The organism is Salipaludibacillus agaradhaerens (assembly GCF_002019735.1).
In the GTDB taxonomy this organism is placed as follows: domain Bacteria; phylum Bacillota; class Bacilli; order Bacillales; family Salisediminibacteriaceae; genus Salipaludibacillus; species Salipaludibacillus agaradhaerens.
This window is the reverse complement of record NZ_KV917378.1, coordinates 889091-903809: the sequence shown is the minus strand read 5'-3', so window position 1 is coordinate 903809 and position 14719 is coordinate 889091. Positions and strand designations below refer to the sequence as shown.

The 14719-nt window shown below is 38.4% G+C and carries 13 protein-coding genes; 12 read left to right on the top strand and 1 reads right to left on the bottom strand.

Annotated features, from left to right (window positions below):
- Positions 1 to 11: 11 nt before the first annotated feature.
- From BK581_RS04265 to BK581_RS04215, 11 genes are all read left to right on the top strand, one after another.
- Positions 12 to 248 carry an exodeoxyribonuclease VII small subunit gene (locus BK581_RS04265; RefSeq protein ID WP_078576998.1) on the top strand — a complete coding sequence of 79 codons (237 nt, stop codon included), beginning with the start codon at positions 12 to 14 and terminating at the stop codon, positions 246 to 248.
- A gap of 2 nt (positions 249 to 250) precedes the next feature.
- Positions 251 to 1135, top strand: a complete 885-nt coding sequence (locus BK581_RS04260) for a polyprenyl synthetase family protein (RefSeq protein ID WP_245828881.1) — start codon at positions 251 to 253, stop codon at positions 1133 to 1135.
- A 686-nt stretch (positions 1136 to 1821) separates the two neighbouring features.
- Positions 1822 to 2433, top strand: a complete 612-nt coding sequence (locus tag BK581_RS04255) for a hypothetical protein (protein ID WP_078576997.1) — start codon at positions 1822 to 1824, stop codon at positions 2431 to 2433.
- A 9-nt stretch (positions 2434 to 2442) separates the two neighbouring features.
- Positions 2443 to 4332 carry a 1-deoxy-D-xylulose-5-phosphate synthase gene (dxs, locus tag BK581_RS04250; protein ID WP_078576996.1) on the top strand — a complete coding sequence of 630 codons (1890 nt, stop codon included), beginning with the start codon at positions 2443 to 2445 and terminating at the stop codon, positions 4330 to 4332.
- Positions 4333 to 4335: 3 nt separating this feature from the next.
- A complete protein-coding gene (locus tag BK581_RS04245; protein ID WP_078576995.1) occupies positions 4336 to 5139 on the top strand; it encodes a TlyA family RNA methyltransferase in 804 nt (267 codons plus the stop codon).
- Positions 5140 to 5267: 128 nt separating this feature from the next.
- Positions 5268 to 5717, top strand: coding sequence for a transcriptional regulator AhrC/ArgR (gene ahrC / locus BK581_RS04240; RefSeq protein ID WP_078576994.1), 450 nt, complete (start codon positions 5268 to 5270; stop codon positions 5715 to 5717).
- Positions 5718 to 5759: 42 nt separating this feature from the next.
- Positions 5760 to 7490: a DNA repair protein RecN gene (recN, locus tag BK581_RS04235; protein ID WP_078576993.1), complete on the top strand. Its 1731-nt coding sequence runs from the start codon at positions 5760 to 5762 to the stop codon at positions 7488 to 7490.
- 145 nt (positions 7491 to 7635) lie between these two features.
- Positions 7636 to 8901, top strand: coding sequence for a SpoIVB peptidase (gene spoIVB, locus BK581_RS04230; protein ID WP_078576992.1), 1266 nt, complete (start codon positions 7636 to 7638; stop codon positions 8899 to 8901).
- A 412-nt stretch (positions 8902 to 9313) separates the two neighbouring features.
- Positions 9314 to 10129 (top strand): sporulation transcription factor Spo0A, encoded by an 816-nt coding sequence (gene spo0A, locus BK581_RS04225; protein WP_095995587.1) that lies wholly within the window; start codon positions 9314 to 9316, stop codon positions 10127 to 10129.
- 545 nt (positions 10130 to 10674) lie between these two features.
- Positions 10675 to 11025 carry a DUF2200 domain-containing protein gene (locus BK581_RS04220; RefSeq protein ID WP_078576990.1) on the top strand — a complete coding sequence of 117 codons (351 nt, stop codon included), beginning with the start codon at positions 10675 to 10677 and terminating at the stop codon, positions 11023 to 11025.
- 329 nt (positions 11026 to 11354) lie between these two features.
- On the top strand, positions 11355 to 12011 hold the full coding sequence (locus BK581_RS04215; protein WP_078576989.1) for a TraR/DksA C4-type zinc finger protein: 657 nt from the start codon (positions 11355 to 11357) through the stop codon (positions 12009 to 12011).
- Between the two features lie 127 nt (positions 12012 to 12138).
- On the opposite strand, the gene BK581_RS04210 is transcribed toward BK581_RS04215, so the two are convergent.
- Positions 12139 to 12393 (bottom strand): DUF2627 domain-containing protein, encoded by a 255-nt coding sequence (locus tag BK581_RS04210; protein ID WP_078576988.1) that lies wholly within the window; start codon positions 12391 to 12393, stop codon positions 12139 to 12141.
- Positions 12394 to 12594: 201 nt separating this feature from the next.
- On the opposite strand from BK581_RS04210, the gene BK581_RS04205 reads away from it, so the two are divergent.
- Positions 12595 to 14664, top strand: a complete 2070-nt coding sequence (locus BK581_RS04205; RefSeq protein WP_078579851.1) for a sigma-54 interaction domain-containing protein — start codon at positions 12595 to 12597, stop codon at positions 14662 to 14664.
- The last annotated feature ends 55 nt before the right edge of the window (positions 14665 to 14719 follow it).

Genomic DNA, 14719 nt, shown 5'->3' with positions numbered 1-14719 from the left:
GGATTTATACCATGGCGAAAAATAACGAGTCGCACACATTTGAGGAATCAATGGAAGCATTAGAAAACTTAGTGGAAAAATTAGAAAAAGGTGATGTTCCTCTCGAAGAAGCCATCACTATGTTTCAAGAAGGTATGACATTATCAAAAGAATGTCACGATCGCTTGCAAAAAGTAGAAAAGCAAATGGCTGAAGTTTTATCTGAGGATGGCGAAATTAGCAACTTCCAAGTAGAAGAGGAGTCATGATAATGGAAGCACAGATGGAGAAGTTTTTAGCTCAGGAAAAAGTGACTATCGATGAAAAGCTGATTGAACACATAACGCAACTCAATGCTCCTGAGTCACTAAAAGACTCGATGATTTACTCTTTAAAAGCAGGCGGTAAACGAATTCGTCCCATTTTATTACTAGCTACTCTCAAAGGGTTTGGAAAAGATTTAAATAAAGGTTATGATATTGCCTGTGCGATCGAGATGATCCATACCTATTCATTAATTCATGATGACTTGCCAGCGATGGACGACGATGATTTACGACGAGGACAGCCAACAAACCATAAGGTCTTTGGAGAGGCCCTTGCTATCCTCGCAGGTGATGGATTACTGACATACAGTTTTACAATTGTTTCTCAACTTCAAAGTGTAGAAGATCACATTAAAATTGAGCTTGTTCAAAAAATATCTCAAGCGGCAGGTCCTAAAGGCATGGTTGCCGGCCAAGTTGCTGATATGGAAGCAGAGGGTCGAGATTTAGATTTAGAAGAATTACAAGAAATTCATCATAGAAAAACAGGTGATCTTCTCTCTTTATCATTAGAGTGTGGTGCGCTATTAGCTGAAGCTTCACAAGAGGAAATGCATATATTAACACGATTTGGGAAACATCTAGGGTTAGCTTTTCAAATAAAAGATGATTTGCTGGACGTGGAAGGAGACGAAAATGTCTTAGGCAAACGAGTTGGTAGTGATGCCACAAATGAAAAAAATACGTATCCTAAGATTCTTGGAGTGGAAAAGGCAAAAGAAACATTGACCTATCACTTAAACGAAGCACATAAGTTATTAGCACAGGTAGATATGGATCAAACGCTTTTACGGCAATTGACGAACTATATAGGAGAAAGGGCAAATTGACATAATTGGTAAAAAATAGTGTTATTGTCTTAGGTTATTAGTTGTCTGACCTGTTTTATACGTGCTATAATAGGTAAGGTGAGTGGTGCAGTATTCTAGTCGGTTCTCCATTCTCGAAAGCGGGCCTAAAAATCCGCTAAAGGGCACATCGATGAAGTTCCTAGTCTTGGCTTGAGGCGCCCAGCCTTGGGTCCTGACTGGGAGTAAAGGCTGGGGGGCGATCCACAATGGCATGTGGGCGATGACCCTCCAGCCGCGGAGGCCCCTATTCATGGTACCGTTAAGCAACGGCAGTTATGGCTAGGGGTATGAACCTGTGTTGCAAGTATGGGAGCTTGTGAGCAGCGTAGCCTGCCTTGAGTGGAATTTGAGGGGATTATGGATGCTAGGTTGTAGTTAAGCAATCATCCATATGAAATCATTTCTGCAAAAGAGGATAGAGAATGGTAAGAACTGTTGAGGAAAACTCCTAGACTGTTCCACCGGACATTTAGAGGGGATTATAGTGCGTTCTAAGTGGTAATCCAGTCTGACGCTTGGTGACAACGTCAAGACGAGTTTAAAGGGAAACCACCACAGTGGCGACGCTGAGGTACTTGTCTGGGAAAACCTACTGGACCTAAGGCGCAGTTTTTACTCTTTAAATGACCACTCGCCTCATACATAGAAAAGAGATTGATGATATAATGAAAGAATCTATGAAAAAATCATTAAACTGGAGTTTGATCATAGCGGTTATCACGTTTGTGTTGGCGGCTATTTTTTCCATTGTCTCCACGACGATACTAAGTGGTGTGACATGGGGCATTGGAATGTTAATTGTTTTTTTGATTGTCCTATTAGGGATTATATCAGATACGATTGGGGTAGCGGCAACAGCCGCTGCAGAGAAACCATTTCATGCTATGGCTGCTGAGAGGGTTCCAGGAGCTAAACAAGCTGTTCTTATCACGAGAAACGCTGATAGATTTTCGAACTTCACTAATGATGTAATTGGCGATATCGCAGGGATAATAAGTGGAACAGCCTCTACTTATGTCGTCATTCAGCTCGCCTTGCAAATGGGTCATGGGGAAGGGTCCATTCTACAGCTTATCATCTCTATTTTATTCACAAGTGTTGTAGCAGCGCTTACTGTCGGAGGTAAATCAGTCGGTAAAACACTGGCGATACAGTACTCTACAGAGATCATCTATCAAGTGGGTAGATTATTTTACTTTTTAGAGGTAAAATTGAAACTAACAATTTTTAAAGGGAAAAATCGCAAACGAAGAAAGAAGAACAATAAAAGAAAGTGAGGGTTTTTCTTGGATTTGCTCAGTATAAAGGATCCAGTTTTTTTAAAAAAATTCAGCAATAAAGAGCTAGAAGTACTTGCTCAAGAAATTCGAGAATTTCTTATTGGGAAACTGTCTGTGACAGGTGGGCATCTTGGTCCTAATCTCGGTGTTGTTGAACTTACTCTTGTTCTTCACCAACTATTCAACAGCCCAAAAGATAAATTCCTTTGGGATGTAGGGCATCAAGCATATGTACACAAAATACTGACAGGACGAGCGGATCAGTTTGATAAGCTTAGGCAATACCAAGGCTTATGTGGCTTTCCTAAGAGGTCGGAAAGCGAACATGATGTATGGGAGACGGGTCACAGCTCTACCTCCTTATCAGCAGCGATGGGTATGGCTTTAGCAAGAGATTTAAAAGGTACAGAAGAGACAATAATACCAGTTATAGGGGACGGTGCTCTAACAGGGGGTATGGCCTTGGAAGCGCTTAACCATATTGGGCATGAGCAAACAGATATGATCGTTATTTTAAATGATAATGAAATGTCTATCGCTCCGAATGTTGGTGCAATTAATACGATGTTAGGGAGAATGAGAACGGCAGGTAAATATCAACGGGCCAAAGATGACCTTGAAATGCTTATCAAAAAAATCCCTGCATTTGGCGGTCGTCTTGCTGCTACAGCAGAACGTGTTAAAGATAGTCTTAAGTATTTACTCGTTTCTGGCATGTTTTTTGAAGAGTTAGGATTTACGTATTTAGGACCTGTAGACGGGCATGACCTTGAAGATTTAAAAAGTAACATGACGTACGCTAGAAAAACAAAAGGACCTGTCCTTATACATGTGATTACAAAAAAAGGAAAAGGTTATGCCCCAGCTGAAAATGATGCGAAAGGAACGTGGCATGGTCTTGGACCTTATAAAATTGAATCTGGTGAAGTGGTAACAAAACCTGGCCCACCTAGTTACAGCGGTGTATTTGCTAATACATTAAAACGTTTAGCTAGAGAAGATGACAGGATTGTGGCCATTACAGCGGCAATGCCAGGAGGAACGAAGCTGGACTCTTTTGCAGCTGAGTTTCCTAATAGAATGTTTGATGTAGGAATAGCTGAGCAACACGCGACTACGATGGCAGCAGGTCTTGCAACACAAGGAATGAAGCCTGTCTTTGCTGTTTACTCAACATTTTTACAGCGCGGCTATGATCAACTTGTTCATGATGTATGCCGTCAAAATTTAAATGTTTTCTTTGCTATTGATAGGGCAGGTCTTGTAGGGGCTGATGGAGAGACACATCAAGGTGTTTTTGATATTTCTTATCTTCGTCACCTTCCAAATATGACAATCCTCAATCCAAAAGATGAAAATGAACTACAGCACATGATCTATACAGCGACGAAATATGAGGATGGCCCAATTGCTGTCAGGTATCCTCGTGGGGGCGGCGCCGGTTTAAAAATGGATAGCGAGTTAAAAGAAATTCCAATAGGTCAATGGGAAGTCCTTCGAGAAGGGTCAGACCTAGCAATTCTTACATTTGGTACGATGATTCCTGTTGCTTTAGAAGCAGCAGAACGGTTATCTAGTCAAGGGATTCATGTAGAAGTCGTCAATGCCCGTTCAATTAAGCCTTTGGACGAGATAATGTTGAACAAATTGACGAAAGAAGAAAAACCGATTATGACCATCGAAGAAGCGGCTCTTCTAGGTGGCTTCGGGAGTGCCGTCTTAGAATATCTTAATGAAAATAATGCCCGATCAATTATTATGGAGCGATTGGGGATTCCAGACCGATATATTGAGCATGGCAGTGTACCACAGTTATTGGAAGAAATTGGTTTGACGTCAGAGAATGTGGTGGCACGCATCCAGCAAATGCTCCCAAAGAAACGAAAACGGGCCTGATTTATGAAAAAAGAACGGATAGACGTATTATTAGTTGAAAAAGGACTCGTTGAAACGAGAGAGAAAGCTAAACGTACCATTATGGCAGGTTTAGTGCTTGCAGACGGTGAACGAATAGACAAGCCAGGTACCAAAGTATCTATAGAGGTGGCGTTATCTGTTAAAGGGCAAGCCATTCCTTATGTAAGTCGTGGAGGATTAAAGCTTGAAAAAGCAATAGAGGCTTATCAATTAAGTTTATCAAATAAAATTATGCTAGATATTGGTGCTTCTACTGGTGGCTTTACTGATTGTGCTCTTCAAGCAGGGGTAAAAAAAGTTTATGCTTTAGACGTAGGCTATAACCAGTTAGCGTGGAAAATTCGCCAAGATGACAGAGTGATTGTGATGGAGCGGAAGAACTTTAGATACGCGACCATTGATGATTTTAAGGAAGGACAGCCTAACTTTGCAACCATTGATGTGTCGTTTATTTCCTTGAAACTCATTCTTCCGCCTTTAAAGAATGTTTTAACAAATGACGGCGAAGTGGTAGCCTTAATCAAGCCTCAATTTGAAGCAGGAAGAGATGAAGTAGGCAAAAAAGGTATTGTAAGAGATGCAAAAGTTCATGCGAAAGTAATTGAAGATATTATACGCTTTTGCGAAAGTTTGTGCTTTTCTGTAATGGGCTTAACTTTTTCTCCTATTCGAGGAGGCGAAGGTAATATAGAGTTTCTTGTTTACTTAAAAAATACACAAGGCCCCCTGTCACCTCTACAAACAAGTGAGATACAGCAAGTGGTGACAGAAGCGCACCATCAATAGTGCTAACAAAAAGAGACAGGTGATATCATTTGTCTCTTTTTCGTCGAAGTTTACTTTATTCATGAATTGTATAAATATAAATTTTCGTTTATAATGACAAGAGAATCTAATTACTGGAGGAACATGTAATGAATAAAGGACAGCGACATATAAAAATTAGGGATATTATTGCGAATCAGGACGTGGAAACACAAGATGACCTCGTAGATCAATTAAGATCAGCCGGCTTTAATGTGACACAAGCGACAGTAAGTAGGGACATTAAAGAGCTTCACCTTGTCAAAATCCCTATGATGGATGGCCGATATAAATATAGCCTTCCTTCAGATCAGCGCTTTAACCCGTTACAAAAGTTAAAAAGAGCCCTAATGGATAGCTTCGTCTCAATAGACCATACAAATAATTTAATCGTCATGAAAACATTGCCAGGTAATGCTAACGCTGTAGGAGCGCTAATAGATAATTTAGATTGGCCGGAAATAATGGGGAATATAAGTGGAGATGATACCATCTTAATTATATGTCGCCAAAATGCGGATACAGCACCGCTTACTGAAAAATTCCTTAACATGCTTTAATTTTTCTGGCTGAGCAAACCTAGTTGAAAAGGTGGAGTAAAGATGCTGATGGAATTATCGATTCGCAACTTTGCAATTATAGACGAGATATCTATATCTTTTGAAGAAGGCTTAACAGTACTGACGGGAGAAACAGGTGCGGGGAAGTCAATTATTATCGACGCAATTGGTCTTCTTATTGGAGGGCGTGGATCCGTTGATTTCGTTAGGCACGGAAGTAAACGAGCAGAAATAGAAGGGATGTTCTCAGTAGAATCTTCGGTTTCAAAAGAGTTAGCTGCATTACTAGAAGATATGGGGATTGCTTCTAACGAAGAGCAAACCATTGTCTTAAGAAGGGAAATGACAACACAAGGTAAAAGCATTTGCAGAGTGAATGGGAAGTTGACGACATTGGCTCTTCTTCGAGAGGTGGGGCAACTGCTTGTTGATATACATGGGCAACATGAACATCAACACTTACTACAAGCAGATAAACACTTAACGTTTCTTGACAGATATGCTGGTACCTCTTTAGAAAAAACAAAGCGTGAATTTGAAAAGCTTTATGAACAATTTATTAAAAAACGCGATCAACTTCTTCAGCTTTCAGAAAATGAACAGCAAATGGCCCAACGGTTAGATTTAATACAATATCAATTTAAGGAAATTGAAAATGCTAAATTAGAGCTGGATGAGGATAAAGAACTAGAGGATGAAAGACAAAAATTAAATAATAGTGAGGGCCTTTATAAAACTGTTCATGGCACTTATGAATCTCTTTACGGCGAAGGTAAGGGCCTTGAATGGGTAATGGCAGCCATGAATCAAATAGAAGAAGCAGCAAGTATGGATCCGGAATTACATACGGTGAAGGAAACCATTGCTAATTGTTATTATTTACTGGAGGAATCATCTTTTTCCTTAAGAGACTATTATGAGGGAATTGCGTTTGATCCTGATCGATTAAACACAATTGAAGCAAGACTAAGTGAAATTAGTCAATTAAAACGAAAATATGGTGACACGGTAAACGATATATTAGAATATGCTTCAACAATTGAAGAAGAGATGGATACACTTACAAACAGAGAGCAAAGACTTGTACAATGGGAGGAAGAGCTTAGCTCTCTAGTTAAAGATTTAACTATTGAAGCAGAGCATTTATCACAATTACGGCAAAAGCATGCAGTCAAATTAAAAAAAGCGATTCAACAACAACTAAAAGAGCTCTACATGAAAGATACGGTGTTTGATGTAGCATTCAATAAAGTATCAGCGACTAACGTGACTATTCAGCAGCTATTAAAGTCCAGCCCGTTTAACAAAACTGGTTTGGATCAAGTGTCGTTTATGGTTGCAACGAATCAAGGAGAACCGCTAAAACCTCTTGCTAAAGTGGCTTCGGGTGGGGAGATTTCCCGGATGATTTTAGCCTTGAAAGCGATTCTTGCAAAGCACGAAGGGGTGACATCGATTATTTTTGATGAAGTAGATACTGGTGTGAGTGGCCGAGTAGCACAGGCGATAGCAGAAAAAATTTATCGTGTTTCAATTGGTTCACAAGTATTATGTATTACTCATTTACCTCAAGTAGCGGCGATGGCAGACACGCATTTATTTATTGAAAAGAAACAACAAAGCGGAAGGACACAAACGGTTGTTCGTCCATTAAATGAAACAGAACAAACTGAAGAAATAAGTCGCATGATATCTGGTGTTGAGATCACTGATTTAACGAGACAACATGCGAGAGAATTAATTATTCAAGCGAAAGAAACAAAAGTAATATAGGTATATGTTACGTTAAACGTAAAAAAACTAACCAATAAAGGTTAGTTTTTTTGTGTTACGCGAGTTATAAATGTGCTCTTAAAAGGCAAAATTAGTACTACAGCCATGGTGGAGGTGAAGGTTAGAGACGAGGAGAGTGAAAAGGTTGAATTTACGGATCCGAAAAATAACGGGAATACTTCTCCTTGTTATTCTGTTCTCTGCGGCATTTTATCCACCTGTTCAAAAGTATCTCCACATCCCACACAATGTGGAAGTATTTGAAGGACAGACATTGGAATTTCCAGAATTCACTACTGTGTTTACGCACGATAAATCCGCTGTCACTGTGGACAACGAACAGGGAGTCACAGGTAAGGCACCCTCAAAAAGTAATGTTAGTTTGCAGGCAATGGGAGTCCCAATAAAATCTACTGAAGTGACTGTTTATCCAGAATTAAAAGTAATTCCAGGAGGACAGTCAATTGGGGTTAGAGTTCACACAGATGGCGTACTTGTAGTTGGATATCATCTTATGGACACAGAAGCAGGAAAAGTATCACCGGGAGAAGCATCAGATATACGAGTTGGTGACAGCATTATCAAAATGAATGGCAAAGCAATTGAAGAGATGAGTGACGTACAGCCAGTCGTTCAAGAGGCAGGTAAAAATGGTGAAACCATTAAATTTGAAATTAAACGAAATGGTCGAAAGATGGAGAAGGAATTAACACCAGTGAAAGGAAAAGGTGATCAACGGTATCATCTTGGGTTATATATTAGAGATTCGGCGGCTGGGGTAGGAACATTAACTTTTTATGAACCAGAATCAAAAAAATATGGTGCGTTAGGACATGTCATTTCCGATATGGAAACGAAAGAACCTATCGAAATTGATAAAGGGGAAATTATTAGGTCGAATGTTACATCAATCGAAAAAGGACTAACTGGAGAGCCTGGCGAAAAATTAGCACGCTTCTCAAACGATAAAAAAATATTAGGTGATATTGCAAAGAATACGCAATTTGGTATATTTGGGACATTGAAGGATCAATTAGAAGAAAGTACAGAAATAGAACCTTTAGAAATTGGCCTCTCACAACAAGTTAAGGAAGGACCAGCTGAAATACTCACTGTTGTCGAAGGGGATGAGGTAAAACGTTTTAATATTGACATTATAAGCAGTACTCCACAAGAATCTCCTGCAACAAAGGGGATGGTGATTAAAGTGACTGACAAGGAATTATTGGATAAAACAGGCGGGATTGTACAAGGAATGAGCGGTAGTCCTATAATACAAAATGATAAAATTATTGGCGCTGTCACCCATGTATTTGTGAATGATCCATCTTCAGGATACGGATGTCATATTGAGTGGATGTTAAATGATGCAGGAATCGACTTAAATGATGAAGAGAAAAAAGCAAGCTAACTTAATATATGAGTACAACAAGCACTACTATGGTGCTTGTTTTGTTCGTTTGGAAATATGTATTTGGAATGAAAGAGCAGGATTTTATGCGTTCAAAACTTCCGGCTCGAGAAGTGCTAAATTTATTTAGGTGGGAGATAACGGACGCTAATGTCGGATTCGCGTAATGACCATTCGGAGGAGTACGAAACACTCACAGATTCATAATTCGTTTTATGGGCGAGATATGCTATACTATCTATAAAGATTATTCGACAAACGCTAAATAATAACACAGTATAAATCGAAAGCGGTCGAATTCATGAGTATTTTTGATTAAATGAGAGTAAATCAAAGATTATTTAGAAAAAAATAAAAAATTAAAAGGATTTAAATAGTGGTTGTCGAATATGAAGACAGAGACAGTACAAAAATTATTTGGGGAGGCAATAGTGTGGAAAAAGTAAAAGTGTGTGTAGCAGATGACAACCGTGAATTGGTGAATCTTTTAGAGGATTATATTCTATCACAAGAGGATATGGATGTGGTTGGAAAAGCATATAACGGTCAGGAATGTTTAAATGTTGTTGAAGAAGTGCAGCCTGATGTACTTATTCTTGATATTATAATGCCTCATTTAGATGGGCTTGCTGTTCTAGAAAAATTAAACGAATTAAACCTTGAAAAGCGTCCAAGTATTATTATGTTAACTGCCTTTGGACAGGAAGATGTTACTAAAAAAGCAGTTGATCTTGGAGCAGCTTATTATGTCTTAAAACCGTTTGATATGGATACTTTAATGAATAAAATTAGAGATGTGTCTGGTCAAAGCAATAATACCTATAGCCATAGATCGGCAACTTCAGCAGCAGAATTGCGACGTGAGAATAAGCCGATGAATTTAGATGCGAGTATAACAAGTATTATTCATGAAATCGGTGTACCAGCTCATATTAAAGGTTATATGTATTTAAGAGAAGCGATCACTATGGTGTACAATGATATTGAATTACTCGGTTCAATTACAAAAGTTCTCTATCCAGACATAGCCAAGAAGTTCAATACGACAGCTAGTCGTGTGGAGCGGGCGATCCGGCATGCCATCGAAGTAGCATGGAGTCGAGGAAACATTGAATCCATTTCTAAAATGTTCGGCTATACAGTAAATGTTTCAAAAGCAAAGCCAACAAATTCTGAATTTATTGCCATGGTTGCAGATAAATTACGTATCGAACACAAGGTAAGTTAAATTATATCTTACGAAGTAACCCCCTGTTTATTGGACATGTCCGGTAGTAGGGGGTTTTTGTGATATTGAACGGAACTTGTTAATAATATCGAGTCATGACATGGCTAATGCTATTAAAGAGAAATTTTCTAATCGGATTCTTACCTGGTCCTTAATCGATGAGAACGCATATTTTCTCCATATCAGAGGCGGGAATTAGTCTCTTTTTATCGACTAGCTGTGAAGCCAACTCTGCTAATGTTACGGATCATGGTACAATTATTATCGGTTTTAGTGTATCTATAAAGCAGATTCTTTCGCCCCTGAAAGTGTGACGATAAGGATGAAATTGTGAAGGTTGGATATGGCTACATAAAGGAGCTGTAACGTACACGTATCTTTTGCAGTGATCCACGTGATTACCCACTTCTTGAGAAAATGAATTTGGGATAAGACAAATTGTTCTACTTTTTGGCGAAAATAAATGCGATAGCCACTACTACCAAAGAACAAGAAACCCGATTATTTTTTCAAACTATAAATATAAGGAAGGGAAAGTATATATAATGACTAAACATCAAATATATACAATGAGTGTAGCAAAAGTCTATCCGCATTATGTTACAAAGGCGGAGAAAAAAGGACGAACAAAAACAGAAGTGGATGAGATCATCCGTTGGCTGACAGGGTATAGCCAGGAAGAGTTAGAGGCTCAACTGGAAAAACAGACAAACTTTGAGACCTTTTTTGCGGAATCTCCCCAACTGAATCCTTCCCGGACTTTGATCAAAGGAGTGATCTGCGGTATCCGCGTGGAAGACATCGAGGAACCAACTATGCAGGAAATTCGCTATTTGGATAAATTGATAGATGAGTTAGCAAAAGGAAAAGCAATGGAAAAGATTTTGCGGTCATAATCAAGGAGAAACAATGATTTCAGTTGGAGTCAACAGTCATAAAACAAAACCGATGAATTCCGGATTTATCCGATGATTGCAAATAAACTACGTATTCAACATAAGTTTAGTTAAGTGACAACAACTGTTTTAACTTATCACTCATAATTTAGCAATTCTAGCTTTACCGCCCAATAAATTAAACTGATTTATTGGTTTTTTGCTCCTCGTTAAAAAGTAAATTGACAATAACTTATACCTCTAAAGAAAGAGAAGGGGGAAAAGCTAATTATGAGGAGTTAAAAAAGGCTTCCTCAAGTTAAAAGACAGAGCATGAAAGGGGAGAAATAATGGAAGATTATGCTCGTTTGAAAAATAAGCTTGAAGAACAGAAAAAAATATTAAGTGAGCGATTAAAGACGTCTGATGATTATGGACTTTCCCGTGGATTTGCGTCAAGTAATTCGTCAGGTGAATTATCACAATATGATAATCATCCAGCAGATAGCGCCACAGATCTTTATGAAAGGGAAAAAGATATTGCGCTTCATGAGCAGGTCGTTCTCGAGTTAAATGCCATTGAGCATGCTTTAAGTAAATTTGCAAATGGGACCTATGGTATTTGTGAAGTCACCGGTCAAAAAATTCCTTATGAACGTTTAGAAGCGAAACCAACGGCGAGAACGATCATCCAACATGCAGATAACAATCATCATTTTTCTCGGCCAGCTGAGGAGGGTGTGTTGGAGGATTTTAGGAAGTTTAATTTTGATAAAGCAGAAGATGAAACACAATTTGATGCTGAAGACGCTTGGCAAGCTGTCGCACGTTTTAATGAACTTTCTATGGTATTCGAGGATTCATCACTTGATGAGAATAGTGAACTAATTGGCTATGTAGAAGAGATTGAAGGCTTTTTATCGACTGGTATTGAAGGTTATAAAGGTGTAGAAAGTGTTGATTTTCAGCGGAATAGTCATTACGATCATTATCTTAACGATAGATAACATTCTCCCCCCCTGAGTAGCCTCAGCTATTTTGGGGGGATGTCGCTGTGATTTCTTTATCAATTGGTTGTGTAACAAGTCTCTATATCAGAATGTCCGTTTGCATGTAATAAGGATGAAGTAATATTTAACTAGGTGTTTTTTTATTCTGAAATCTAGGCGCGACTTTATTATTTTTACGATCTCTATGCAAAATGAAGCCGCCGATAAGCCAGATACCAACAGCGAGAGCGATGATACCAACAAAAAACTGGACATAAAGTGTCTGGTAAGGGGAAATTAACTGGCCGAATAATGTGTCCCGCATTAACTTTATGCCGTAACCCGCTGTAAATATAGGGATAAGCAGAATAATCAAAGCAATAAAGCGTTGAAATGTCATAAAAGTGATGTCCTTTCTCTTTTCAACTTCATCGTTATTTTAACGCAAAATTGGAAGAAGGTCGAGCCTCAAACTAACAGAAAGCTTGTAAGTAAATGAACCATATCACTTTTATTATGACAAAAAAACTGTATAGTGGATAGTAGTATGAAAATTATTGCAGACATTAATGGTTATGAGCATACTGGGAGGAAACGTGACATGAAGAGAGCACTCATTATAGGATCAGAAAAAGACTGTCTATCACTAGTTGAAGTTCTTTCCCAAACTGATCAACTAGATGTGGTTGGATGTGTGTGTCATGAAAAATCATCGAAACTTACTACATATTTTAAGCATCAGTTCCATGTTTATAATGATTGGAAGTCTGCATTAGATAACCTTCCTCTCAATGTTATTATTGAGATGACTGGAAGTACGCGCTTATACGAAGATATTCTTACTTATGTTAAAAATAGTAATATTACGGTTATACCTCATTCAATAGCGTATATTCTACTTCATTTATTAGAGGAAAAAGAAGATCTAATTAGTGAAATTAGCGACCATCACGAAAAAATGAAAAATATCGTTGAGACGACTCATGATGGGATGATTGCCATTGATAAAAGTGAGAAAATTACGCTTATGAATCGTCGAGCTGAGCAAATTGCTTCAATTTCAGCTACAAACGCCATAGGGAAAAAAATTAATAGTGTGATCCCTTCAAGTCAACTCCCACGTGTTTTACAAACAAAGGAAGTAGAAAGAAATAAAAAACAACTTATTTCTAAAGATAAGACCATTGTTACAACACGTGTGCCCATGATGAAAAACGAAGAATTAATCGGGGCACTTGGGGTCTTTAAAGATGTTACAGAAATCGTAAAAATGGCAGAAGAAGTGACAAATTTAAAAAGCATTCAAACAATGCTAGAAGCGATTATTAATTCGTCAAATGATGCCATTTCTGTTGTTGATGAAAAAGGTATTGGCATGTTAATTAATCCTGCTTACACACGACTAACTGGTCTCACTAAAGATAAAGTCCTTGGTCAACCAGCAACGGCAGATATTTCTGAGGGTGAAAGCATGCACCTAAAAGTACTAAAAACGAAAGCGCCTGTACGAGGTGTACGTATGAAGGTAGGACCTGCAAAAAGGGACGTCATTGTAAATGTAGCACCAATCATTGTCGATGACCACTTGAAAGGGAGCGTAGCTGTCATTCATGACCGATCCGAAATTGTGACGTTGTCAAAGCAACTAGAACAAGCGAAGCAAATGATTCGAACACTTGAAGCTAAATATTGTTTTAAAGATATTATTGGGCATTCAGCTGGCCTACAAACCGCTATTGCTCAAGCGAAAGTTGCAGCAGCTACTCCCGTTACCATTTTATTAAGGGGAGAATCAGGCACAGGGAAAGAATTGTTTGCCCATGCTATACATAATGAGAGTGACCGTAAGTACAATAATTTCATCCGTGTTAATTGTGCAGCCATATCAGAAACATTGCTAGAAAGTGAATTGTTTGGCTATGAAGATGGGGCTTTTTCAGGGGCGAAGCGTGGAGGGAAAAAAGGATTTTTTGAAGATGCCCATAAAGGCAGTATCTTCTTAGATGAAATAGGAGAACTATCACCTTCTATGCAGGCGAAACTTTTAAGAGTGCTACAAGAACGAGAAATTGTCAGAGTAGGGAGTACAAAACCTATATCGGTAGATGTACGTGTTATAGCAGCAACTAATGATGAGATGGAAGAAAAGATAGCAAAGAATCAATTTCGAGCTGATTTGTATTATCGACTAAATCGTATGCCAATTTTTATTCCACCTCTCCGTGAAAGGCGTGACGATTTTCAAGAACTTGCCGATCACATATTTACAAAGTTAAATAAAGATTACGGACGAAATGTTACGACTATGTCGACTGAAGTTTTAGAAGCATTACAGCGCTATAATTGGCCTGGGAATGTGAGAGAGTTAGAGAACATTTTAGGAATGGCCATGATTTATATGCATTATACAGATAATGAAATGAAGCTACATCATCTTCCGGCTTTCCCACATACAACAGATCATCATGTTGAGGAACAGCCTGATGTCCAACTAGACCAGTTCTTGAATGCTAAAATGTCTTTGCAGGAAATCGTCGACAATCAAGAAAAAGAAGTTTTAAAAAAAGTTTTGGTAAACAATAATGGTAATAAGACTCAGACAGCTAAAGTGTTGAAAATTTCCATCAGAAACTTATATTACAAATTAAAGAAACATCATCTGATAGATTGATGAAAATTGCATGCGTTTTTTTGCGTGGTATGCAAAATATTGCGTATAATGATAG

What these genes read in the sequence shown, in the direction of transcription:
- BK581_RS04265 (WP_078576998.1), top strand. Translation starts at nt 12, where the DNA reads ATGGCGAAAAATAACGAGTCGCACACATTTGAGGAATCAATGGAAGCA.
- BK581_RS04260 (WP_245828881.1), top strand. Translation starts at nt 251, where the DNA reads ATGGAAGCACAGATGGAGAAGTTTTTAGCTCAGGAAAAAGTGACTATC.
- BK581_RS04255 (WP_078576997.1), top strand. Translation starts at nt 1,822, where the DNA reads ATGAAAGAATCTATGAAAAAATCATTAAACTGGAGTTTGATCATAGCG.
- BK581_RS04245 (WP_078576995.1), top strand. Translation starts at nt 4,336, where the DNA reads ATGAAAAAAGAACGGATAGACGTATTATTAGTTGAAAAAGGACTCGTT.
- ahrC (WP_078576994.1), top strand. Translation starts at nt 5,268, where the DNA reads ATGAATAAAGGACAGCGACATATAAAAATTAGGGATATTATTGCGAAT.
- recN (WP_078576993.1), top strand. Translation starts at nt 5,760, where the DNA reads ATGCTGATGGAATTATCGATTCGCAACTTTGCAATTATAGACGAGATA.
- BK581_RS04220 (WP_078576990.1), top strand. Translation starts at nt 10,675, where the DNA reads ATGACTAAACATCAAATATATACAATGAGTGTAGCAAAAGTCTATCCG.
- BK581_RS04215 (WP_078576989.1), top strand. Translation starts at nt 11,355, where the DNA reads ATGGAAGATTATGCTCGTTTGAAAAATAAGCTTGAAGAACAGAAAAAA.
- BK581_RS04210 (WP_078576988.1), bottom strand. Translation starts at nt 12,393, where the DNA reads ATGACATTTCAACGCTTTATTGCTTTGATTATTCTGCTTATCCCTATA.
- BK581_RS04205 (WP_078579851.1), top strand. Translation starts at nt 12,595, where the DNA reads ATGAAGAGAGCACTCATTATAGGATCAGAAAAAGACTGTCTATCACTA.